Origin of the sequence: Acinetobacter sp. YH16044 (assembly GCF_013417145.1) — a bacterium.
GTDB lineage: Bacteria > Pseudomonadota > Gammaproteobacteria > Pseudomonadales > Moraxellaceae > Acinetobacter > Acinetobacter amyesii.
Genome location: NZ_VPEK01000013.1, coordinates 1 through 23867, shown reverse-complemented (window position 1 = coordinate 23867; position 23867 = coordinate 1). Strand labels below are relative to the sequence as shown.

Annotated in this window: 24 protein-coding genes; 10 read left to right on the top strand and 14 right to left on the bottom strand. The window is 42.2% G+C overall.

Annotation, left to right across the window (positions count from 1 at the left end; translation table 11 throughout):
* The first annotated feature begins 45 nt into the window (after positions 1-45).
* Positions 46-486: a D-aminoacyl-tRNA deacylase gene (dtd, locus tag FTV38_RS09400; protein ID WP_168379709.1), complete on the top strand. Its 441-nt coding sequence runs from the start codon at positions 46-48 to the stop codon at positions 484-486.
* 80 nt (positions 487-566) lie between these two features.
* Here the strand turns inward: dtd and FTV38_RS09395 are convergent, their stop codons facing one another.
* The 3 genes from FTV38_RS09395 to serB form a co-directional block, all read right to left on the bottom strand.
* Positions 567-1046 carry an SCP2 sterol-binding domain-containing protein gene (locus FTV38_RS09395; RefSeq protein WP_078190615.1) on the bottom strand — a complete coding sequence of 160 codons (480 nt, stop codon included), beginning with the start codon at positions 1044-1046 and terminating at the stop codon, positions 567-569.
* 156 nt (positions 1047-1202) lie between these two features.
* Positions 1203-1535, bottom strand: a complete 333-nt coding sequence (aciT, locus tag FTV38_RS09390) for an AciT family ciprofloxacin tolerance protein (RefSeq protein ID WP_078190616.1) — start codon at positions 1533-1535, stop codon at positions 1203-1205.
* Positions 1536-1949: 414 nt separating this feature from the next.
* Positions 1950-3170 carry a phosphoserine phosphatase SerB gene (gene serB / locus FTV38_RS09385; protein WP_078193257.1) on the bottom strand — a complete coding sequence of 407 codons (1221 nt, stop codon included), beginning with the start codon at positions 3168-3170 and terminating at the stop codon, positions 1950-1952.
* A 77-nt stretch (positions 3171-3247) separates the two neighbouring features.
* On the opposite strand from serB, the gene FTV38_RS09380 reads away from it, so the two are divergent.
* Positions 3248-4504, top strand: a complete 1257-nt coding sequence (locus FTV38_RS09380; protein WP_168379711.1) for a hypothetical protein — start codon at positions 3248-3250, stop codon at positions 4502-4504.
* 48 nt (positions 4505-4552) lie between these two features.
* On the opposite strand, the gene ppk1 is transcribed toward FTV38_RS09380, so the two are convergent.
* The 5 genes from ppk1 to mhpT form a co-directional block, all read right to left on the bottom strand.
* The gene (ppk1, locus tag FTV38_RS09375; RefSeq protein WP_180022318.1) at positions 4553-6616 is read right to left on the bottom strand and encodes a polyphosphate kinase 1; all 2064 of its coding nucleotides are present in this window, start codon (positions 6614-6616) and stop codon (positions 4553-4555) included.
* Positions 6617-6821: 205 nt separating this feature from the next.
* A complete protein-coding gene (locus FTV38_RS09370) occupies positions 6822-7790 on the bottom strand; it encodes a bile acid:sodium symporter family protein (RefSeq protein ID WP_180022317.1) in 969 nt (322 codons plus the stop codon).
* 73 nt (positions 7791-7863) lie between these two features.
* Complete coding sequence (pncA, locus tag FTV38_RS09365) at positions 7864-8514, bottom strand: bifunctional nicotinamidase/pyrazinamidase (protein WP_180022346.1); 651 nt, start codon at positions 8512-8514, stop codon at positions 7864-7866.
* 70 nt (positions 8515-8584) lie between these two features.
* The gene (locus tag FTV38_RS09360) at positions 8585-8974 is read right to left on the bottom strand and encodes a hypothetical protein (RefSeq protein ID WP_180022316.1); all 390 of its coding nucleotides are present in this window, start codon (positions 8972-8974) and stop codon (positions 8585-8587) included.
* A 152-nt stretch (positions 8975-9126) separates the two neighbouring features.
* On the bottom strand, positions 9127-10338 hold the full coding sequence (mhpT, locus tag FTV38_RS09355; RefSeq protein WP_180004342.1) for a 3-(3-hydroxy-phenyl)propionate transporter MhpT: 1212 nt from the start codon (positions 10336-10338) through the stop codon (positions 9127-9129).
* A 723-nt stretch (positions 10339-11061) separates the two neighbouring features.
* On the opposite strand from mhpT, the gene dapA reads away from it, so the two are divergent.
* The 3 genes from dapA to purC are packed head-to-tail and all read left to right on the top strand — an operon-like array spanning position 11062 to position 13338.
* Positions 11062-11961, top strand: a complete 900-nt coding sequence (dapA, locus tag FTV38_RS09350; protein WP_078193262.1) for a 4-hydroxy-tetrahydrodipicolinate synthase — start codon at positions 11062-11064, stop codon at positions 11959-11961.
* A gap of 15 nt (positions 11962-11976) precedes the next feature.
* The gene (locus FTV38_RS09345; RefSeq protein ID WP_078193263.1) at positions 11977-12582 is read left to right on the top strand and encodes a lipoprotein-34 precursor (NlpB); all 606 of its coding nucleotides are present in this window, start codon (positions 11977-11979) and stop codon (positions 12580-12582) included.
* Between the two features lie 36 nt (positions 12583-12618).
* Positions 12619-13338, top strand: coding sequence for a phosphoribosylaminoimidazolesuccinocarboxamide synthase (gene purC, locus FTV38_RS09340; protein WP_078190626.1), 720 nt, complete (start codon positions 12619-12621; stop codon positions 13336-13338).
* Between the two features lie 335 nt (positions 13339-13673).
* Here the strand turns inward: purC and FTV38_RS09335 are convergent, their stop codons facing one another.
* A complete protein-coding gene (locus FTV38_RS09335; RefSeq protein WP_078190627.1) occupies positions 13674-14948 on the bottom strand; it encodes a replication-associated recombination protein A in 1275 nt (424 codons plus the stop codon).
* A gap of 252 nt (positions 14949-15200) precedes the next feature.
* Here FTV38_RS09335 and FTV38_RS09330 point away from each other — a divergent pair, with 252 nt between their 5' ends.
* Positions 15201-16997 (top strand): EAL domain-containing protein, encoded by a 1797-nt coding sequence (locus tag FTV38_RS09330; protein ID WP_180004336.1) that lies wholly within the window; start codon positions 15201-15203, stop codon positions 16995-16997.
* Positions 16998-17017: 20 nt separating this feature from the next.
* Positions 17018-17494, top strand: coding sequence for a DUF523 domain-containing protein (locus FTV38_RS09325; RefSeq protein ID WP_180022315.1), 477 nt, complete (start codon positions 17018-17020; stop codon positions 17492-17494).
* 27 nt (positions 17495-17521) lie between these two features.
* Here FTV38_RS09325 and FTV38_RS09320 read toward each other — a convergent pair whose 3' ends face one another.
* Positions 17522-17974 carry a YcgN family cysteine cluster protein gene (locus tag FTV38_RS09320; protein WP_168379729.1) on the bottom strand — a complete coding sequence of 151 codons (453 nt, stop codon included), beginning with the start codon at positions 17972-17974 and terminating at the stop codon, positions 17522-17524.
* Positions 17975-18141: 167 nt separating this feature from the next.
* Between FTV38_RS09320 and FTV38_RS09315 the strand changes: the two genes are divergently transcribed.
* Positions 18142-18300 carry a DUF1328 domain-containing protein gene (locus FTV38_RS09315; RefSeq protein ID WP_005006601.1) on the top strand — a complete coding sequence of 53 codons (159 nt, stop codon included), beginning with the start codon at positions 18142-18144 and terminating at the stop codon, positions 18298-18300.
* A gap of 163 nt (positions 18301-18463) precedes the next feature.
* Here the strand turns inward: FTV38_RS09315 and murJ are convergent, their stop codons facing one another.
* Both murJ and ampD read right to left on the bottom strand, forming a co-directional pair.
* Positions 18464-20005: a murein biosynthesis integral membrane protein MurJ gene (murJ, locus tag FTV38_RS09310; protein ID WP_180022314.1), complete on the bottom strand. Its 1542-nt coding sequence runs from the start codon at positions 20003-20005 to the stop codon at positions 18464-18466.
* An 86-nt stretch (positions 20006-20091) separates the two neighbouring features.
* On the bottom strand, positions 20092-20664 hold the full coding sequence (gene ampD / locus FTV38_RS09305; RefSeq protein WP_078190631.1) for a 1,6-anhydro-N-acetylmuramyl-L-alanine amidase AmpD: 573 nt from the start codon (positions 20662-20664) through the stop codon (positions 20092-20094).
* A 198-nt stretch (positions 20665-20862) separates the two neighbouring features.
* Between ampD and nadC the strand changes: the two genes are divergently transcribed.
* The gene (nadC, locus tag FTV38_RS09300) at positions 20863-21708 is read left to right on the top strand and encodes a carboxylating nicotinate-nucleotide diphosphorylase (RefSeq protein WP_180022313.1); all 846 of its coding nucleotides are present in this window, start codon (positions 20863-20865) and stop codon (positions 21706-21708) included.
* Positions 21709-21774: 66 nt separating this feature from the next.
* Here the strand turns inward: nadC and FTV38_RS09295 are convergent, their stop codons facing one another.
* Both FTV38_RS09295 and rph read right to left on the bottom strand, forming a co-directional pair.
* On the bottom strand, positions 21775-21999 hold the full coding sequence (locus FTV38_RS09295; RefSeq protein WP_180022312.1) for a hypothetical protein: 225 nt from the start codon (positions 21997-21999) through the stop codon (positions 21775-21777).
* Positions 22000-22156: 157 nt separating this feature from the next.
* Positions 22157-22873, bottom strand: coding sequence for a ribonuclease PH (rph, locus tag FTV38_RS09290; RefSeq protein WP_078193269.1), 717 nt, complete (start codon positions 22871-22873; stop codon positions 22157-22159).
* 176 nt (positions 22874-23049) lie between these two features.
* On the opposite strand from rph, the gene FTV38_RS09285 reads away from it, so the two are divergent.
* The gene (locus tag FTV38_RS09285) at positions 23050-23727 is read left to right on the top strand and encodes a TetR family transcriptional regulator (RefSeq protein WP_180022311.1); all 678 of its coding nucleotides are present in this window, start codon (positions 23050-23052) and stop codon (positions 23725-23727) included.
* Positions 23728-23867 lie beyond the last annotated feature (140 nt).

Genomic DNA, 23867 nt, shown 5'->3' with positions numbered 1-23867 from the left:
GCTACAATCCCTGCCCTATGTTCAATTTTCTACTCGGAAGAAGTTATGCGGGCCTTGTTACAACGTGTTTTAGAAGCCAAAGTGGTGGTCGATGGTGAGATCACGGGTGAAATTAATCACGGTATTTTGGTGTTTTTAGGCCTTGGCAAAGCTGACGATTTAGAAAAAGGCAAAAAGCTGATTGATAAGATCTTGAAATACCGCTTTTTTGATGATGAACAAGGCAAGATGGGCTGGAATGTCAGTCAAGCCGGCGGCGGTATCCTCTTGGTGTCTCAATTTACCCTGATGGCGCAAACGCAAAAAGGCCTGCGCCCCGATTTTGGCCCTGCCATGCCGCCAAACGATGCCAAAGCACTGTATGAACAGCTGGTCGATTACACCAAGAGCCAATATGACCATGTACAAACAGGCATCTTTGCTGCCGACATGAAAGTGCATTTGGTTAATGACGGTCCAGTGACCTTTAATTTAGAAGTTGAATAACAACTGAAGCATAAAAAAAGCCCTCAAAAGAGGGCTTTTTTTTAATCCTTCCACTAAAGGAGGAGAACAAGGCGTAAATCTTACTTACCTGTTTTTTCTTTAATAAACGCACGTGCGATTTTGATTTTTTCTTTAACCGGTTTTGGAAGTTTAGGTGGAATTAACTTCGCCACTTGGTTAAACCAAACCAAAAGCCCAAAATCACCTTCCATTTTAATACTGCCATTTTGCATACCCGTCATGAATGCAGTTGGGTCACCTTTCATCAGGGTTTTTACGCCCTGTTCGCTGTCCGCAAATTGCAAAATAAAGTCGGCTTTTTCAGCATCACCTGAAACAGTATCAATCTGTCCATTATTTACAATAATTTGACGTGCAACACCCAAATCCGTACCGATTTGAATGCGAAATTGACGTTCATGAACCAATTCAATGAATTTAGGGCTAGTACGTGCAAGCTGTTTCATACGAAGCGCTAAACCTGCCACGAGTAAATCAAGTGGATCCGTACTGACATCAACTAAAGGTAGTTTTACGACAGGAATTGATGATAGTTTCATGAATTAAAGCCTATTGTAATTGTTGGAAAATTGACTGGCTTCATCCTACCATAACTTGGCTTTTGAGAAGTAAGGCTTTGTATCTCAAATCGGACTAATGCGTTCATAAAAAAATGCGCCCTTAGGCGCATTTTCATTGAAATTTTGTTCTGGCACTTATCGGCTCGAACATTGCTGTTCTTCATCATATACAGGCGTGTGCTCTATACATTGGCGCTTTGCCATCGCACGCTCTGCACGGCGGTCTTCACGTAACAATACTAAAGTGAATACCACCATTGCGGCCATTAATGCCGTTAAATAACTATAAGTTACTGATAATTCAAACATGGTTTGTGTGCCAAATCGAATCACTTCAATGAGTCCCCACACCAGCATCCCCGCCAGCATAAAACTTAACCAGCGACGATAAGGCGAGAAGAAAACAGCAATCACAGCCGCCGATACCAAGCTCAGGCCAACGATTGTTGCTAAATTCGCTGTTAACATAAAAACCTCCGTCATTTGACAGCTGACATCTCTTGTCTTACAGGATGCTGAGCCGTCTCACTACTGTATCTTCAGTAAATAGATTTGGTCGATCTCAATCTCTTGCAAGCATTATGCTGAGTTTTTTGCATAAAAAAAGTCTCGTTTTTTGTCCATGCGACACACCTTGTCGCAACATTATTTTGTCATTACATTTTTTCTTTTTAAAGAATTTCTAGAACAATGATGGCATCTCGTTTCGAGTGTCATTACAAAAAAAACAGCTGGTTTTAGGCTAAAAAAATTAATTTTTCGAATGCTGTTAATTGTTGTTTTTATCGACAATTTTCTTCTACCGTTCATCGGATGAGCTGAATTCTTGGCATAAAAAAACGCAGCCTTTTGGCTACGTTTTTGACTGTGCCTTAAATGGTTTTAAGCACGATTTAAATCTTTATCATGCACACCAAGCAGGTAAAGAACACCATCTAGACCCACGCTTGAAATGGCTTGATTGGCATTTTGACGAACCAAAGGTTTCGCACGGAAAGCAACGCCTAAGCCGGCTAAAGACAACATAGGTAAGTCATTCGCACCATCACCGACAGCAATGGCTTGTTCTAATGAAATCCCCATTTCTTCAGCGATTTGAGTCAACAAGAAGGCTTTGCGAGCACCATCGACAATATGACCTTTCACTTCACCTGTTACCGCGCCATCTTGGACGTCCAGTACATTGGCATGGACTTCATCGATACCCAGTTTTGCTTGTAGATATTCGGCAAAATACTGAAAACCACCTGACAAAATAGCCGTGCGATAACCCAGTGATTTAAGCGTTGAAATCAGACGTTCCGCACCTTCTGTGACAGTCAGACGTTCTGCAATTTTAGGCAATACCGAAGCATCCATACCTTTGAGCAGTGCCACACGTGCACGGAAACTTTGTTGGAAATCGAGCTCGCCTTGCATAGCACGTTCAGTGATTTCAGCCACTTGAGCCCCGACACCCGCTTCAATCGCCAATTCGTCAATTACTTCTTGCTCAATCAGCGTTGAGTCCATATCAAAGCAGACTAAACGACGATTACGACGGTAAGCATTGTCTTCTTGAACGGCAACATCTACCCCTAGTTCAGTAGATAGACGTAAACATGCTGCACGCATCGCAGTGGCATCCAACATCTGGCCTTTTAAGCCAAATTGAACGCAGGCACGGCGTGGACCTTCGCTTGATCCATCTAACTCTGGACGGCCAGATAAACGAGTCACAGTTTCAATATTAAAGCCTTGGCTCGACACAATATTTGTAACTGCCTGTAAATGAGACGCCTGTAATTCTGGCGCAAGTGCCGTAACGATATAGCGTGTGCGGCCTCCCTCATTTACCCATTGTTGATATTCTGTTGTAGAGATTGGTTTAAAGCGCACAGTTAAGCCAATATCATGTGCTAAAATCAACATCTCCTTCATGGCTAATGCTGTCGCAGTCTGGTCTTCCGACGAAACAACAATACCTAAAGTCAGCTGATTGTGGATGACTGCTTGTCCGACATCTAAAATCTGTAAGGAATGTGCGGACAAAACCTGCATTAATCGTGTAAATTGATTAGGTTGGTCAGGTCCTAAAAGTGATATAAGAATGATTTCTCGCATGAATTGACTCGGGTCTGAGCTACAACTAATGTAAGAATCATAATCTAAATTGAATAGAATTGCCTTGGAAGTTTACGTTGAATGCGCCTAGACAAGGGCTATTTGCTAGCCTATTAGTAGTTTGTTTTGCTTTGCATACCTTTTTATTGGTATTGGCAACAACCCACCAATTGAACGAAAACCGTGCCAGTCAGGGACAACTGATGACCAGTCAATTGGTTACAGACAGCCTATCTGAGCTTGAGCCGGCCAATACCGTATCATTAGCCTTACTTGCTGACCGCTATGCAACCAACCCGAGCGTGGCTTCCATCCGCATTTTAAATGCCAATAATCAAGTTTTGGCCACAGGCGGTTTGACCAAAACCCGTGACGGTGAAATCTTTGTTCGTGATGCGCTGCAAAACGAAAAGAAAGTCGGAACGGTTGAAATCACCTTAATTAAACCAAGTATTGGTGAAATCTTACGTACGCAGTGGGCTGCGATTCTATTTTCATTATTCTTACATGGCTTGTTATGGTTGGCGTATCGCGCTATTGCGCGTCCAAGTCGTACTGAATATTTAGCGCGAATCAACAATGAATCACGTCTAAAACATGAAATTCAAACGCTAGCGCAGGCTTTAGAACAAGAAAAACATAATGCCGCTCTGGCGATTGCTCAAGCGCAGCAAAATGCGCAAGCCAAAGCAAAACAGCATAAAGACATGAAACCAGTGGTTCTCGACAGCAACAGCTTGGCATTAAATATTCAATTTTATGATCCGAAACAGCTGCTCGATAGCGTCAACAAAACCGTGTCTGTGCCGTATTTTAATCTCTGCCAAATTTTCTTAAATAAAACCACAGAACTCTGTGTTCAACATTACAAATTGAACAGTTCTGACATCAGTACGGTACATAAGTTTGATGAACATGGCGCAACCATCAGCATGACCGCTGACACTCCAGATGCGCTGCGTTGCCTCACCATGATCAGCTCAGTATTCCAATTGCTTTCTGATGTTTTATATAAACGCTACCGTGAAGAAAAACGTTTCGTTTTACAAACCCGTAGTGCAATTTCAAGCTCTGTCGAAGCCATGCAATTGTCTTCTGTACAAGCGGCTGAACGTTTAGTCCAACAATTGGTTGCCAAAGAAAGTGCCATTCATGTGCCGACAACTTTGCTCAAAGAGATTTCAGATCATTTCCAATTGGTCAGCTTGCCAAATCCGACCAATGTGCTCACTCGTCATGCATTTATGCTCAATGGGATGGACAGTGATGCTGCTGAATTGGCTCAAAACTTCAGAACTGAAATTTTAAAATCCAAACAGTCAAAAGCCTCGTAAAGGTTTGAGCGAAATCAAAAATCCCGACTTAAGTCGGGATTTTTTGTCTTAAACAGTCGAAATTTTCTGTGCAATCAAATATTTTTGCGCGTTATGCGGTTCGGTACCTGCTTCAACCGCGACTTTCTCCCATTGCCCATTCGACTGCATTTCCCATGCATTTTGATTATCTTCCAAATAGTTAAGTAAACAATCTTTCATAATGCGTTTTTTCAAACGGCTTTCCAAAATGGGAAAACAGGTTTCGACCCGTGAAAATAAGTTACGTCCCATCCAATCGGCACTGGCACAGTACAATCGTTTTTCGCCTGCATGCTCAAAATAATACACTCGAGTGTGCTCTAAGAAGCGCCCAACGATAGATCTCACATGAATATTCTCAGACATACCTTTGACCTGAGGAATCAAACAACAAATCGAACGGATAATTAAATCTACACGTACCCCTGCTTGCGATGCACGATACAAAGCAGCAATCAGTTGCGGTTCCGTAAGTGCATTGACCTTCACAATAATTCGTGCGTATTTTCCCGCTTGTGCAGCAACAATTTCCTGTTCAATTAGTTTCAATAATTCAGTATGCAGGGTAAATGGTGCATGCAATAAAGCTTTCAGCTTCGCCATCTTGCCCATACCGGTCAGTTCCTGAAACATACGATGCACATCCTCGCAAATATCGGGATGCGTCGTCATCAAGCCATAATCGGTATACATCCGCGCATTGCCTGCGTGATAATTACCTGTTCCCAAATGGGCGTAGCGTAGCAGCTGATTATTTTCACGGCGTACAATCAAAATCATCTTGGCATGGGTTTTATAGCCCACGATGCCATACACCACGACAGCCCCAGCTTCTTGCAATATATTGGCCACAGTAATATTGGATTCTTCATCAAACCGCGCCCGAAGTTCGATAACTGCGGTTACTTCCTTGCCGTTGCGAGCAGCCTCCGCCAAAACTTGTACGATGTCCGAATCTGGCCCACTGCGATAGAGCGTCTGCTTAATGGCTAAAACCTGAGGATCTTTTGCAGCTTCACGTAATAGGTTAATGACCGGTTGAAAGGAGTCAAACGGATGATGTAACAACACATCTTGTGTTTTTAATACATCAAAAATCGCGGTTTGTTTCCGAAAAACTTTAGGAATAATTGGTGTATAGACCAGATATTTCAGTTCAGGTCGATTAAAACTGGCACTGAGCCGCGATAAATTGATCGGGCCGTCAATGCGATAGAGCTCCTGCTCACTCAAATCAAATTCATCTAACAAATAATCAATAATGCTTTGCGGACAATCAGCTTCAATTTCTAAACGAACTGCCCGACCAAAACGGCGTGAAGACAATTCATCTTTTAATGCCACCGCCAAGTCATCCACATCCTCAGCCAAAACCAAATCTGCATTGCGTGTCACTCGAAAGGCATAACAGCCCGTCGCTTTCATCCCCGGAAATAAATCATTGATGTGTTGCTGAATAATGGCGGTCAGGAAAATTTGTGTCTCTGCACTGCCTTCAACTTCGACGGGCATTTTGATTAAACGCGGCAACGAACGTGGCGCAGGCACAATCGCCATTTCAATGGCACGACCAAAGGCATCTTTGCCTTCTAGGCTCACAATAAAGTTGAGGCTTTTATTGACCAAGCGTGGAAACGGATGAGATGGATCTAAGCTAATCGGTGTTAAAACTGGTTGAACTTCTTTACTAAAATAATGGCTAATCCACGCCCGATGTTTTTCTAAAATATCTTTAAATTGAATAAAGCGAATACCTTCACTTTGTAACGCAGGCAATACAGCATGATTGAGGGTCTGGTATTGCTCTGCAACCGTGTCATGAATCACTTGGGAAAGTTCATCTAAGACCACTTCAGTCGGAATGGCATCTGGCGTCCGTGCAATCGCATTCAAATCTCGTTGTTTCATCAGCCCCGCAATACGAATTTCAAAGAATTCATCTAAATTGCGTGAAAAAATGATGAGAAAATTCAAGCGTTCAAGTAAAGGTAAACTTGAATCGAGTGCCTGAGCCAAGACCCGCCGATTAAAATCTAAAAGTGACAATTCACGATTATAATAGGTCTCTGATGAATGCTGAAAATGTTGCATACCCTCTCAATGCTGTTTGAAACAGTCTATATCTAAAGTGGTTGCCGGCATGTTAGGCAGCGGAGATGACACTTATGTTACAAATAGCATTAATCAATTAAAAAGGCATGCAATTCCCTAAAACACTGTTCATCAAATCGTAAAATTTATTTTCGACATAAAAAAAGAGGGAGATTACCCTCTATTTTACTGAATTGTTTTTTGTTTATTGCACAGGCTTGTCTTGTTCCGATGCTTTGGGCTCACTCGTCCGCGCTGCCCAATAGGTTGCCAGTGCGGGACCCGAAATATTGTGCCACAAACTAAAAATCGCACTCGGCACAGCGGTCAGAGGTGAAGCGACAAAATGGGTCGCCGCCAATGCCACACCCAAACCTGAGTTTTGCATCCCAACTTCAATCGACACTGCTTTACAGTCTGCATAGGGCAATTTAAATAGTCGGCTGGCCCAAAAACCCAATAGATAGCCCAAGCCATTATGTAAGGCCACTACCCCAAGAATCAGTAAACCTGATTGCAAAATCTGTGTTCGGCTACCCGCAATGATGGCCGCCACAATCGCCACAATTGCCACAACAGAAACCAATGGCATGACCTGTATATAAGCATCCACTCGATGCTTAAAGACAGTTCGAATCATTAACCCCACAATGATCGGAAATAAAACCACTTGTAAAATTGAAACCAACATCGATGCAGCATTAATTTCAATCCATTGGCTTGCTAACAAATAGAAAATCGCAGGGGTTAAAACCGGTGCGAGTAATGTCGAAACAGAGGTACAGGCAACAGATAATGCGGTATTGCCTTTTGCCATATAGGTGATGACATTAGAGGCCGTTCCACCCGGGCAGCAACCAACAAGAATGACCCCTATCGCGATTTCTGTCGGCAGTTGTAATAATTTACACAAGAAAAAAGCCAATCCCGGCATCACAATAAACTGTGCCAAAACCCCGATCATCACAGCTTTAGGACTTTGCAATACACTTTTAAAATCTTGCAGTGTCATGGTCATGCCCATACCCAACATAATGATGCCTAGCATCCATGGAATATATGCTTTTAACCAAACAAATACATCGGGAAAAAACATGGCGAGCGCTGCAAACAGCACCACCCAAATCGCAAATGTTTTCTGCACAAATTGAGTGAATTTTAAGAAAGCCGACATAGGCATCTTCCATTTAAAAACAGGGACAAAAAAAGGCACACCCTTGTGCCTTTTCTCAACTGAGCCCACTGGGTCATGCCAAAGATAATGCCTGTGCATGCTGCTGCACAATATCTTTCAGGTAAATACGCTTCACCCCATTCGCCAACATGTCTTGCCATGCATGCTGTAAAGAACCCTGTAAATCGATCCCTTTGGTCAAATCAGCAATCACAAAAGTTTCAAAACCAAGCTTACGTGCATCCATTGCCGTCCATGCAACACAGAAATCCGTGGCAATGCCCACCACAAAGACCGTATCAATACCACGTTCGCGCAAATAGCCCGCCAAACCCGTTGAAGTTTTCTGATCCGCTTCCATAAAAGCAGAGTAGCTGTCGATATGCTGATGAAAACCTTTACGGATAATCAGCTGCGCCGTCGGTAAATTTAAATCCGGATGCAATTCGGCATCCTGTGTGCCTTGTACACAATGCGTCGGCCACAATACTTGCGTTCCATAATTCAGCTCTATGCTGTCATAAGGTGCATGCTCAGGATGATTTTCAGCAAAAGAAATATGGTCGGCTGGATGCCAATCTTGAGTCAGCACAATATTCGTAAAGTATTGTCCCAATTGATTAATCCCTGGAATAATTTGATCGGCATTGGCAACAGCCAACTGACCGCCTGGGGTAAAACCATTTTGTACATCGACCACAATCAGCGCTGTATTCTTTTGCATATCTCTCCATCCGTTGTCATGCATTGTCGGCGACTCTACTGATTCGCTCATATTTTAAAAGCCTTAGTATTCAGTCCTGTGCATAAAAATAAAATGACTGTCCTTCCTGACAATACCGATACTTGGGCAAATGCTCAACCAAACGCTGTGCAAAGCGTGGGTAAATACGGGCTTTTCGCCGAGTCGAAGCATGAAAATAAAAATAGCGCGGTTGATGTTGAAAGATATATTTTAATAAATGGCGGCGTGTCTGTTGCATGACCTCAAACGCATTAATATTTTCAGCAACATCTTCTAGGGTAGGTTCATCGGCAAAGGCCAACCACGCATTTTGTCTCGGCTGATGGCGATTTCTTTGAAATACAGGTTTGAGTTCCAAGATAAATTCGTATTGATGTAGATACAAACTGAATTCACGTTGATCAACTTTAAAAATTGCGACCAGTTTTCTTGCTGACATAGCCCCTCTACGTTGATTTTTTATTTTCTCTTTCTGCTGTATTTTTACATAAAATACATTCATTTATATTGGTTTAGAGCATTAGTGCGACTTCTATTGTCGCCATAAAAAAAGCCCGCATGATGCGGGCTTTTTTTGATATAACATGTTTCTTATGATGGAATACGACGTACCAATAACAACATAAATATTGCAGAGATTGCGATACATGGAATTGCCGCGGTAATCACCCCTGCCGCACCAAAACCTGCTGCCAATAACTGACCCGCAATTGCAGGGCCTAACATTGCACCGACACGACCAACGGCTGAAGCTACGCCAACACCCGTACCACGTAACTGTGTTGGATACACGATACCACCGAAGGCATACAGTACACCTTGACAACCAATCACGAATGCACCGACTAAAGCTGACGCCATGTACATTTGAGTCAATGAACCTGCACCATTCAGCGCAAATAGACCTGCCAAAATACCGCCGTACATCAAAATGATCACATAAGCTTTCTTCCAACGATCAGTCAACATACCTAAAATGATCGTACCAATGGTTGCACTCACCATGAAGTAGAACTGCGCAGTTGCACCATCTTTACGAGTGAAACCGAGTTCGGTGAACAACGACGGTAACCAGCTCAACATGATGTACACCACCATCAAGGTGAAGAAGTAGCTCACCCAAATTGAGAAAGTACGTAAACGGTTTTCTGTGTTAAAGAGGTTTTTGAAAGCACCTTGTTGCACTTCGCCATTGGCGGTCGCTTGAACCGCTTGATCTTTGGCTTTCAAGAATTCACGCGATTCGGGCAGGAACCAAATCATCAATGGAATCACAACAATCGGTAATAAACCACCTAAATAGAAAATATTTTTCCAGTTTGCACCGAAGTCCGTCATTGCGACCAATGATAAGATTGCCGCACCCACAGGCATACCACAGTACATCAAACCGACTGCACGACCACGATTTTGTGGCGTTACCGCTTCAGATGCCAAGGTAATTAAAATTGGCATTGCTGCACCTAAACCTGCACCTGCAAGAAAACGTACAGCGAGTAAGCTATGGAAGCTATTTACCCATACCGTACATAAGGTAAAGATGGCGAACATCCCCGTAGACCAAATTAATACTTTTTTACGGCCCATTCGGTCTGCAATCCGACCACCCACCAAAGCACCAGGTAATAATCCTAAAATACCGGCACTAAAAAACACCCCTAGCTGCGAGCTATCCAGCCCGAAATATTCACGAATCCCTGCTGCTGCAATACCTGCAGCCTGAATATCCAGACCTTCGATTACGGCAATAAGGAAGCAGATTGCTACCGTGACAATAGCATGCTTATTATCTGACTTTTCCATTGGAGAATCCTTGTTGTCATCAGCGTTCAAATTAAGTCGCATCATCGCTGAGCCTTATAAAGGATATAACTACCAATAAGTTGAAGCCTTTCGTCCAAAATTGGATTACGTGCATGGTGTAATAGTTTTTGTGCTTTAAGTCACAAAGTCGTAAAAACAATTAAAAATTTAAAATAAAAAAATATGAATCGTGCAATGAACAGTCAAATCAAGCGATCTTTTTAAACACTCATAAAAACATGTCTATTTCTATTAGATATAAAAAAGATTATTACCCAAGTTTTTAACAATCATTTGTAATAAAACCCGAGCGAATTGATATAGTTTTTAAATCTTTAGTCATTGTTATTTAATCTTAAATTCTGATTAAAAAGCACGGAATACACATAGATCAACCTTTTGCTGATGATTTAATCAATCCCATCAACCATGCCAACCCTCTCGATTGAATAAAACATTTTCAAGATTCAGCCCCTGCTGAACAATTTTCAGGCTGCAAAAAAACCGCTATTTTACACTTGATTGTTTTAAGTTTGATTTGTATAAAGAATTTTATGGCTTTGACCAAAGCATATTGTTCTTATGCGTTTGATCAGTCATAATTTGCGTAAGCATTATTCAATTTGGGTATAGCCCAATGAACATGCTACAAATCAAAATTCGAAACCATCCAGAAATCAATATTTCATCTTGTCGGATGGACAAATAGGATAGCTTTTCAAAATGACTCAGCAAGCTCAGACCATTCAAGGTTCAATTGTCGCAATCGTCACCCCAATGTTTGAAGATGGCAGCGTAGATTGGAAGAGCCTCGAGAAGCTGGTTGAGTGGCATATAAAGCAAGGCACCAATAGTATTGTTGCTGTAGGGACTACAGGTGAAGCTTCTACCTTGAGCATGGCCGAACACACTCAGGTGATCAAAGAAATCATCCGTGTGGCGAACAAACGCATTCCAATTATTGCCGGCACAGGTGCAAACTCAACCCACGAAGCGATTGAACTCACCAAAGAAGCCAAAGAGTTAGGTGCAGATGCGGCATTATTAGTTACACCATACTATAACAAACCTACCCAAGAAGGCCTGTATCAACACTACAAAGCGATTGCTGAAGCTGTTGATTTACCTCAAATTTTATACAATGTACCTGGCCGAACCGGTGTAGACATGCACAACGACACCGTGATCCGTCTTGCTGATATTCCACAAATCGTGGGCATTAAAGACGCCACTGGCGATGTTCCTCGTGGTCAAGAACTCATTGAAGGCCTTAAAGGCAAAGATATGGTGGTGTACTCAGGTGATGATGCAACGGCTTATCAGTTAATGGGTTTAGGTGCTAAGGGCAACATTTCGGTTACTGCGAACGTGGCGCCAAAAGAAATGAGCGAAGTGTGTGCAAGCGCTTTGGCGGGTGACGCAGTCCAAGCCGAGCAACAAAACAATACTGTTGCAAATTTACATCAAATTTTATTTTGCGAATCGAACCCAATTCCTGTGAAATGGGCACTTCATGAGATGAACCTGATTGAAACAGGCATTCGCTTACCATTAACACCCCTTGCAGAACAATATCGCACTCCGCTTCGTGAAGCACTCATCACTGCGGGCGTTATCAAATAAAGAAGAGCAAACATCATGCAATTACGTTTAGGACTTAGCCTGGCACTTTCAGTGTTTACATTAGCCGGTTGTAGTTCACTTGCCTTTAATAATGGCACACTGGACTATAAACAAACCACAGATGTTGAACCACTGAAATACCCTGAAGGGTCGATGGTTCGTCCTGCAACGCCTTTGTATCCTGCTCCATCTGTTGACCCACTAGCAATTGAGCATGCACCAAAGCTTGAAAATAAGCGCGGCAATCGCTATGCCCTTCCGCGTCCAGCCGCGGAAAAAAATAATGTCGTTGCAGATTCCTCAACAGACAGTACAAATATTAGCCGCCCTCAACTATTGGTGGATGGAAATCAAAATCCACTGATCAAAGTTGAAGGAAATTCTGCTACAATTTGGCAATACACACTTGCTACCCTCAGCAGCCTTAACCATACCATTGTTGGTCAGAGCAAAAACCGTTACGAAGTAACCGTCAAGGTCGATCAACAGACCTATGTTTTAAGACTTTCTTCTGTAGGTTCAAGCAATAACATCGCTGTGTTCAATGCCGATAACAGTTTTGCAGACAAAGAAAAAGCTGCAGATCTGTTAGCTCAGATTTACCAAAATTGGCCAGCCTAGTCGTACTAGGCATTTTTTCTCGAAAAAGGTTCCCTCATGTTAAAACAAACCTTGCTCTATACTGGTAAAGCGAAATCTGTTTATGAAACAGATAGTTCTGACCACCTCATCCTAGTTTTCCGTGACGATGCTTCTGCATTCAACGGTGAAAAAATTGAACAACTGGATCGCAAAGGTAAGGTGAACAACCGTTTTAACGCCTTTATCATGGAAAAATTGGCTGCGGCTGGTATAGAAACTCATTTCGAAAAACTTCTTTCTCCAACTGAAGTTTTAGTGAAAAAATTGACTATGGTTCCTGTAGAGTGCGTAATCCGTAACTATGCAGCAGGTTCACTTTGCCGTCGTTTAGGCGTTGAAGAAGGTAAAGAACTTACTCCGCCAACTTTCGAATTGTTCTTCAAAGACGATGCGTTAGGCGACCCAATGGTGAATGAATCACAAGCGATTGCATTAGGTTGGGCGACTGCAGAACAACTCGCTCAAATGAAAGAATTGACTTATAAAGTAAACGAAGTACTTAAAGGTCTATTCGATGCAGGCAACATGCTGCTTGTTGACTTTAAACTTGAATTTGGTGTGTTCCACGACCGTATCGTACTGGGTGACGAATTCTCTCCAGACGGCTGCCGTCTATGGGACAAAGACACTAAGAAAAAACTCGACAAAGACCGTTTCCGTCAAGGTTTAGGCGGTGTGGTTGAAGCGTATGAAGAAGTTGCTGCACGTTTAGGTATCGACCTTTCTGATATCTAATTCGTTCATCGATGTAAAAAACCGAGCTCTTTAGCTCGGTTTTTTAATAAAATATTACTCGATTAATCCATGATCGAAAAAACAAATGTTAACCATAAAAATCCTCTGTTTCACATTTAGCCAAGTTCACACTAAGATAGCCACATACCAGGCAGCATTAGGATCTATAAGTTTCCAATGTGTATGCCGACCAGATTTTCCATCTACCCTCTAGGATGTATCTCCCCAAAGGCATCCTATTTTTTCAGCCCAGCTCGCCTTGAGTTGGGCTTTTTTTTGCGTGAATTAGACATAAAAAAAGGCACCGAAGCGCCTTTTCATTATGATCATTCAAATCATTGTTGCTGTTGTTGTTGCATCCAACGGCGTTGCTGCAAACGCTCACCTTCGACTTCACGTTTATTGCGTGCAGACTCATACAGCTTAGTGCCTTTCAGTTCAGGCGGCATATAGTCTTGCATGACAAAATGTTCAGGATAATTATGTGGATATAAATAGTCCACGCCATAGCCTTGCTCTTTCATCAATTTGGTTGGTGCATTTCTCAAATGCAATGGCACGGGTAGATTCGAGGTTTTTTCTGCCAAATCTAAAGCTTTGTTTATGGCCAAATAAGTGCTGTTACTTTTTGCACTGGTTGCCAAGTACACCGCACATTGCCCCAAAATGATTCGACATTCAGGCATACCAATTGCCTGCACAGATCGGAAGCATTCTCCTGCCAACAGCAAGGCATTTGGATTTGAGTTGCCAATATCTTCTGATGCCGCAATCAACATACGACGAGCAATAAAGACAGGATCTTCACCACCTTTGAGCATTCGAGCCATCCAATACAAAGCTGCATCTGGATCACTGCCTCGAATCGACTTAATAAAAGCCGAAACTAAATCGTAATGCTGTTCGCCCGATTTGTCATAGCGTGCAATATTTTGCTGCGCCACTTTGACCACCACCGCATTGCTAATGATATTTTCTAAGTCTGGCTCAAACGTACTGGCGATTAAATCTAAAAGATTTAATGCTTTACGAGCATCACCTGCGGCAAATTGAAATAAAGCTTCATATTCTTCGATTTGAATATAACGCTCTTTTAAAAACGAATCTTGCTGAATGGCTTGATCCAATAAGCGCTGAATTGCGTCATTATCCAGAGCATTTAAGGTATAGACCTGACAACGCGACAATAAGGCATTGTTGACTTCAAATGAGGGATTTTCTGTGGTTGCACCGATCAGGGTAATTTTGCCCTTTTCGACAGCATTCAGTAAGGCATCTTGTTGTGACTTATTAAAGCGATGAATTTCATCAATAAACACCACAGGTGTCAATAAATCTCCACCATCGGCGATGATTTCACGTAACTCTTTCACCCCAGTATTGAGCGCAGATAAACTAATAAATGGTCGGTCAACGGCCTGCGCTAACAACAATGCAATTGTGGTTTTACCTACACCCGGAGGTCCCCAAAAAATAATCGATGGCAAATGCCCTTGGTCAATCATCTGGCGTAACGGTGCATCTTCACCCAAAAGGTGATCTTGTCCAATAATTTGCGATAAATCATGAGGACGCATGCGTTCAGGAAGAGGAATTTGGCTGTCTGACATCTTATTATTTCGTTTCCGGCAATTGGGGACGTTTTTTCTATTCTAACACTGCCTTGGCAGAATCTTTGCTTTATTCGGTATTCAATTTAGGAGGGTGGTTTAATGTCGTTATTTAATTATCTTGCATGTAAAAATCCTTAGGCGAATGTTAACTATAATGTAACAAGAGATCTTATCCCTTATCGATCAAATTAAAGTATCATCGGCTAGATATCCCATTTTTAGCTTGCCTGACCCAATTGGACAGATTGTATGAAGCAATCATTAAAGCAAAAGCAAATACCTCAAGTTCAACAAGGCATTGATCTATCTATATATTCATTTCAACAAATGCCTCAAGCCAAGAATATACAATTACAACATACCCAATGTGCAGAATTACGCGAAAAACTCGACAGCCGTAATCAAATGTTAGATGCCAGTGTCGACTGTATTAAATTATTAAGCCTAGACGGTCATATTCTGCATATGAACCGCGCTGGTTGCTTAGCTCTCGGTGTGTCGCCGACTGAAACTGAGTTTGGTATGTCATGGCACAAATTATTGCCTGAAGAAGTCCGCGACGCGTGTCTGAATGCTTTTGCAGAAGCCAAACAAGGAAAAACTTCTCGCTTTGTCGGCATGAGCCAAGTGGCCGATGAACCCATGGCTTATTGGGATAACATGCTCAGCCCAGTATTCAATGAATATGGTCAAGTCAAAGAAATCCTCTGTGTCTCCCGTGATATTACGGTACAGCGACTGGCGGAAAATAAACTCCAACGGATCATTGAACAGGATGATTTAACAGGTTTATTAAACCGCCGTGCGTTTAGTCGAGTCTTTAAAAGTCACTTAAGAGTGGCACGAGAACATCAGCAACAACTGGGTTTGTTATTGATCGATCTGGATTATTTTAAGCATATTAATGACACCTTAGGGCATAGTGCCGGAGATCATTTACTGCATACCCTTGGGCAGCGTTTTCAGCACTGTTTTGATGCAAATATCGTGGTTTCACGCTTAGGTGGCGATGAATTTGCCATTTCTATTCCGAACTTAAAATCGCAACAACAATTAACAGATATTGCCAGCATCGCCTGTCAGCAAATGGATATGCCGATTTTCTATAATGGACAAAGCATCAATATAGGTATGAGTATTGGCTGCGCGATCTACCCACGCGATGCACAAAATTCCTCGAATTTACTTAAATGCGCAGATATTGCACTGAATGATTTAAAAGGCAGTGGTCGTGGTGGGGTGCGAATGTTCAACCACACCATGTTCAAAATCCTTGAAAATACCACTCGTCAATTAACGCTAGCGCGCAGCCTGATTAAGTCCAATCAAATTATTCCGTTTTATCAACCCAAAGTTCGCCTTTCTGACAGTCAAGTGGTCGGCTTTGAAGCTTTGCTGCGTTGGTACGATAAAGACCAACAATTACAATTACCTTCTCAAATTTTTGCTGCATTTCAAGATTATGAATTGGCTTCACGCATTAGTGAAACAATGCAAATTAAAATCTTTCAAGATATTCAAAAATGGATTGAACTTGGACTGCAACCGCTACCGATTTCAATAAATGCTGCACCTGTCGAATTTTTACGTGATGATTATGCGGAAAAACTACTGAATCGCTTAAAGCAGTTTGGTATATCACCAGATATTATTGAGGTCGAAATTACCGAGCAAAGCCTGTCAGAACGTGGCTCAAATTATGTGATTCGTGCCCTCAATTTATTGAAAGACCATGGCATCCACATTTCTTTAGATGATTTTGGTACAGGTCATTCATCATTAACACGTCTAAGTAACTACCCTGTCGACTGTATTAAAATCGACCGTAATTTTGTGGAACGCATGCATACCGACTGTTCAGCACTTGCCATTGTCAAAGCGATTACACAAATTGGTGCGAGTGTTTCCCTGAATATATTAGTCGAAGGTATAGAGAAACCGGAACAGGTCGATACCTTAAAAGAATGTAATTGTCATACTGGACAAGGTTTTTACTTTTATCGTCCGCTCAGTTATGACCATGCGATGGAACTTTTGAGTCACTAAAACTTGTGGAGCAAGACACGATGACACTGAAGTATTTAGTCAGTGCCTGTCTGGCAGGCCAACCCGTTCGTTATGATGCCAAATCAAATACACAACAAGCAATTTGCCAACTGATGCAGACTCACCAAGTCATTACGGCCTGCCCAGAAATGATGGGCGGCCTGAGCTGTCCACGTTTTCCTGCAGAAATTCAAAATGGTCAAGCCAGTGATGTGCTCAATGGCACAGCCCAAGTCAAAGATGTCTTGGGCACAGATGTCAGTGCTGAATTTATCGCGGGTGCCCATCGCATGTTGGAATTGGCCCAATTGCATAAGGTTGATGTGGTGGTATTGAAGGATCGTAGTCCGTCTTGCGGTAGTCATTATATTTATGATGGCAGCTTTACGCGTACAAAAATTGAGGGCTATGGAGTAACCACAGCACTCCTTAAACAGCATGGATTTCAGGTTCTGTCAGAACAAGACTTTCTGGCCATGATACAAGATCAACTCTAGACCCAAAATTGAGCGTATCTGTGTCCTTTAGCGTACCCAACGCACAATATAATCTTCAATATCATCAGGGTTGACGTCTTCTTCACTGATGCAACGCCCTGCGGCAGACTTTCGTGCCTTCAAAATACTGTCACGACTTCCCGTCACTAGATGATGCCAACGCGGTAAATCTTTCCCTTCAGAAATTCTACGATAAGCACAGCTCGGCGGTAGCCAATGAAATTGGTGAATTTGTTCAGGTGTCAGCTGTATGCAGTCTGCAACGTGTGATTTGCGATTTGGATAATCGGAACAACTGGCGGTTTCACAATCTAAAAGTTTGCATGCCACTTTGGTGTAAGCCACCTCTTGCGTATCTTCATCTTCAAGCTTGATTAAACAACAAAGCCCGCAACCATCACAGAGGGACTCCCACTCCAAATGGGTGAGTTCAGTCAAAGCATGCTTTTTCCAAAAATGTGGGCGTAGAGTATCGGTCATCTTCTCGCTCGCAACGAAGGTGGCAGGCATATTAACTGAACCCGCACATAAATTCCTCATTTAAGTTACCGAATATTGAACATTAAATAAACAAAAGAATACATAGCATGCTTTCTGTGACTCCTATACTGATGAGACAGAATAAAAAATCACATGGAGATAAAACTATGTTCCGCTGGGCTATTATTTTCGCTGTAATTGCTTTGATTGCGAGTCTGCTAGGTTTTGGTGGTGTGGCAGGCTTATCCAAAGACTTTGCTGTTATTCTTTTGGTTATTGCAGTCATTCTCGCAATTGTTGGTTTCCTCTCTCGAGGAAAAGTTTAGGCGACTGATTGAATGTCGTTTTAAACTACAAATTACTCCCCTCAGACTCATGAATCAGAAACGTATGTTTTTATCATCTTGAGTCTCAATCAAAAAAATAAGAGCCTATAGGCTCTTATTTTTTTACATCAACGTCAAACGCATTACGCTGTAGGTTTTAGCTTTAAGGTTTTAAGTGACGAGGTCTAAAGCCGGTTGCAATTAAAGCAATCCCATAAGCAGCAATGCCAATCACACATAAGATGATCACTTCCGCGACACGCATCCACGCAGATACATCACCGTTGTACCATGTTAAGCCATACCACAGTGCAGCAATCATCACAGCATTGGCAATCGCAAACTGAATCACCAATTTTTTCCAATGTGCGCCAAAGCGAAAAATATTGCGCTTATGTAAATAAAAATACAGCATCCCTGCATTCACTAATGCGGAACCAGAGGATGCCAATGCCAAGGCCATATGCTCAGCATGCCAATCAATCAGTTTAAAGAATCCAATAAACACCACGTTAAGAATGGCATTGGCTGCGACCGCCATTAAACCTACACGTACAGGAGTTTTGGTATCTTGTTGCGCATAAAACCCTGGTGCAAACACTTTAATGAGCATGAATGAAATCACACCGGCACTCATACATTGCAATGCCAATGCGGTCATCTGTGTATCTTCAAAGCTAAATTGACCACGTTCAAATAAGGCCTGAATAATAGGTGTAGAGAGCATGAAAAGCGCAATACTTGCAGGCACACCCACCAAGATAATGACCTTAGCTGCCCAATCAATCATACGACGGAATTTTTCTTGATCTTGTTCAGCATGACGCGCAGACAACGAAGGTAAAATTACGGTACCTATCGCGACACCAATTAAGCCCAATGGCAATTCGGTCATCCGTTCGGCACTGTATAACCATGACACCGAACCATCTTGCATGAAAGACGCCCAAATGGTGTTCAACAGTAGGTTGATCTGCGTCACTGAGACACCAAACAGCGCTGGCAGCATCAACTTCATGATGCGATCAACACCTTCATGTTTGAAGTCAACTTTCGGTGGAATCAGTAATTTTTTACGCCATAGCTCTGGAATCTGAATCGCCAATTGTAAGAAGCCTGCAGCGACAACAGACCAACCTAAAGCCATAATTGGCTCGGCCATATAAGGGGTTAACCATAGCGCACCGGCAATCATCGCGACATTAAGTAACACTGGAGCGAACGCAGGTGTACTGAATGAGCCATAACTATTCAAAATACTGCTGGCAAATGCCGTTAAGGACATAAACAGTAAGTAAGGAATCGTTAGGCGGAACATATCGGTAGCTAACGCAAACTTGTCTGCATCACCATGGAAACCCGGTGCATAGATATAAATAATCGCGGGTGCCGCCACCATCGCGATGAACGTCAAACTAGTCATCACCAGACCTAAACAGCCAAAAACACGGCTAATCAGAATCTGGACTTCGGCATGGGTTCGACTGGTTTTATATTCAGTCAATACAGGAATAAAGGCTTGTGAAAATGCCCCTTCTGCGAATAAGCGCCTAAAAAAGTTAGGAATACGAAAGGCAACCACGAAGGTATCGAAGTCTTTACCTGCACCAAATACATTTAACAGGACAATATCCCGTACCAGTCCCAATACACGGGACAACATAGTCATTGCACTGACAATGACTGTCGAACGCCAAAGCGCCATCGGTATTTCTCACTTTTGAAAGTGCGCCTATTGTAATGAAACTCGTCAAGGAATTTCATTGGTTTATTAAACGCAGTATGTATTGTTTATTTGTTTTTAAAATGATGTAGCTGTTGACGAAAAGCGTTCCACTCAAAAAATGGACCCGGATCAGTTTTACGTCCCGGTGCAATATCTGAATGCCCTGCAATATGTTGTTGAATTTTAGGATAAGCCTGTTGTAAACACGCCACGACCTCGGTCAGCACAGCATATTGTGCAGCTTCAAAAGGTAAATCATCACTTCCTTCGAGTTCGATGCCTATCGAATAATCATTACATTCTTTTTGTGCTAAATAGGTTGAACGACCTGCATGCCAAGCCCGATCATTAAAATTGACAAACTGTAGGACTTCACCCGTACGCAGAATCAATAAATGTGTCGATACTTGCATCCCTTCTATGGTTTGAAAATAAGGATGTTTCGACCAATCCAACTGATTTTGGAAAAATTGTTCGATATAACCACCTCCAAACTGAGAAGGTGGCAAACTAATATTATGAATGACGACAAGCTGAATTTCGGTATCTTCAGGACGCTGGTTAAAATTCGGTGATGGAATTTGACGCGCACCTAGCAATTGCCCATCCTGCACCTGAAATGTTGTTGCTTGTGACATAAAAAAATCCTGTGTCTAAGCCGGCCTGCAATGCTGCAGATCAAAACGCCGAGCCCTACTTGAAAGGTTTAATGCTAAAACTTTCACATTGAAATCTCAATTCAAGTCTGTGAAAGGAGTTAAAAATCGCTCATTTTTCATGAACAATGCTAATATAACGCGCACATTTTCCTGGGTTAAAAAGATACGGAACTTCTTATGAGCATATCGCAATCTTTGCTTGAACAATCAATCCAAATCAATATTCAACACGCACTACAAGAAGATATTGGCGAAGGCGATATTACAGCCCTGTTAACTCCAGAAGATGAACAAGCGACCGCAACAATTATTAGTCGTGAAGATATGGTGCTAGCAGGGCAACCGTGGGTCAATGCGCTCATTCAAACTTTTGATGCAAGTGTACAAGTCACATGGTTAAAAAATGATGGGGAACGTGTCTCAGCAGGTGAGGCTTTCTTAAAATTAGCAGGTTCTGCACGTAGCCTATTAACCGTTGAACGCCCTGCACTGAATTTTGTGCAAACATTATCGGCTGTAGCCACTAAAACAGCTGAATATGTTCAACAACTGGAAGGTTTAAATACTCGCTTATTAGATACGCGTAAAACGCTGCCAGGCCTACGTATTGCACAAAAATATGCAGTTGCTGTCGGAGGTGGTCAAAACCATCGCTTAGGTTTATTTGATGCGTTTTTAATTAAAGAAAATCACATCATGGCAGCAGGTGGCATCCAACAAGCGATTGCCAAAGCACACCAGATTGCACCGGGCAAACCTGTGGAAGTTGAAGTCGAAACTTGGGATGAACTCAACCAAGCATTGGAAGCAGGTGCGGATATTGTGATGTTGGATAACTTTAGTCAGCAACAAATGATTGATGCCGTTAAACACGTCAATGGTCGCTGCAAACTTGAAGCGTCAGGCAATATCACTATTGCAAACTTACGTGAAGTGGCAACGACAGGGGTCGATTATATCTCGACGGGTGTTTTAACCAAAGATGTGAAAGCAATTGACCTATCTATGCGCTTTAATGCTTAAACGTTACCAAAATTAAATCCATTTAAAGAAGGGTGCTCATCAGCACCCTTTTTAATACGATTCCTTTTAATCATCATCCTTATCTTTTGAATCCTCTTCTCGGTCTTCATCCTGATCATCACGATCGTGATCAGCTTTAGCATCCCGATCATCATCATTTTGCTCATTGTCATGATCACGATCTGATGAAAAAACAGAGCGCTCTTTATCCTCATCCTTTGAATTAGAACCATCACAAGCGCTTATCGCTAAAAATCCCAATAATGAAAACCCGATCAATAACGCTTTCATTATTTTCTCCTTGTTATTGTGTTCTTCACACTGTGCTGAAACTTTGCTGCCAACAATAGCGCTTTTTAGTTTTAATTCGTCAGTTGATATTACTTATCCAACTTAAAAATAAAAAAAGCACCCAAAGGTGCTTTTATCAACTTAAGCTTTAGTCATATTACCAACCCAAAGCTTCTTGTTGTTTCTTAATTAACTCTTGAATGCCTTTTTCAGCCAATTCAAGCATTTCATTACACTGTGCACGCGTAAATGGTTTGTCTTCAGCTGTGCCTTGAAGTTCAATGAACTCACCTGCTTGTGTCATGACCACATTTAAGTCAGTTTGGCAGTTTGAATCTTCTTCATAGCAAAGATCAAGTAATGCTTCATCTTGATACATACCTACAGAAACAGCTGCAACTAAGCCTTTAAGCGGATCTTGTTTGATTTTTTTATTTTCAAGCAAGACATTCATCGCATCGACCAAAGCAACAGCTGCACCTGTGATTGATGCTGTGCGTGTACCGCCATCTGCTTGAATCACATCACAGTCGATGCTAATGGTATTTTCACCCAATTTTTTCAAATCGACCATCGCACGTAAGCTACGACCAATCAGACGTTGAATTTCTTGAGTACGACCGCTTTGTTTACCACGTGCCGCTTCACGGTCAGTACGTGTATGTGTTGAACGAGGTAACATGCCATATTCAGCAGTCACCCAACCCTGACCTTTGCCTTTAAGGAAACGCGGCACGGAGTTGTCGACACTTGCAGTACAAAGAACTTTTGTATGACCAAATTCAACCAATACAGAACCTTCCGCATAACGTGTGTAGTTACGGGTAATTTTTACTTCACGTAATTGATCTAATGCTCGTTGGTCGATACGCATAATGAGTCCTTAATCTGACAAAATTGATTGCGGTACATTATAACAGAAGGTACAGCCAGATTCGGGACGCATTCGTGTGCATTTACAAAATCCATTCATCCAAGTTTTGATAGGACCGTCGTACGTCATCAGGAAATTTGTTAGACTGAAGCCACGCAATATTCAGGACGAATTGCATGTCGATACGGGAAGAACGTAAGCAACAAAGTCGTAAAGCTATCCTTGATGCAGCGCTTGCATTGAGTACCACAGGCCGTTCTTTTAGCAGTCTGAGCTTACGCGAAATTTCCCGTCATGTTGGCTTGGTCCCCGCTGCATTTTATCGTCATTTTCAGGACATGGACGAACTCGGTTTGGAACTGGTCGACCAAATGGCCCTGCACCTTCGTAATGTACTCAATCAACTGAGTCAGCAATGCTTTCAAGCACCCGATGCACGTACACGACAGAGTCTGGATTATTTATTTCATGCCGTTGAGCAATTTCCTGAGGCATGGATGTTTCTCATTGCAGAGCGTTGGGGTGGTTCAGCTTCCTTAAGACAAGCCATTACACGTGAATTTAATTTTCTCAGTACTGATTTGGCCCATGCACTGGCTCAAGTTGAAGCGACTCAACACATTCAATCCGAACAAGACCTCAAAGTATTGGGACAAATTTTGTTTGAATTGGCCTTAAGTTGGGCAATGCAGTGGATTGACTTACATCGACATATTGACCTTCCACAACGTACGGATGCGCTACAACAATTTCGCCGCCAAGCTCAGACTCAAGTTCAGCTCTTATTTCGTGGCATCTTACATTGGGATCGATCTTTGGCTCAAATCGCTGATCCGCAAAATTTATCGACCTAAAACGCAAAATGTATGTCTTGTCCTGAAATAGATTGACAGTATTCCACTTCAAACCGAGTTAAGCAATTAGCTCGGTTTTAGTTTGCTCATACGTCTGATTCGGGGTGTTCATATTTAAACTTAAATGTGGTCTATAACAA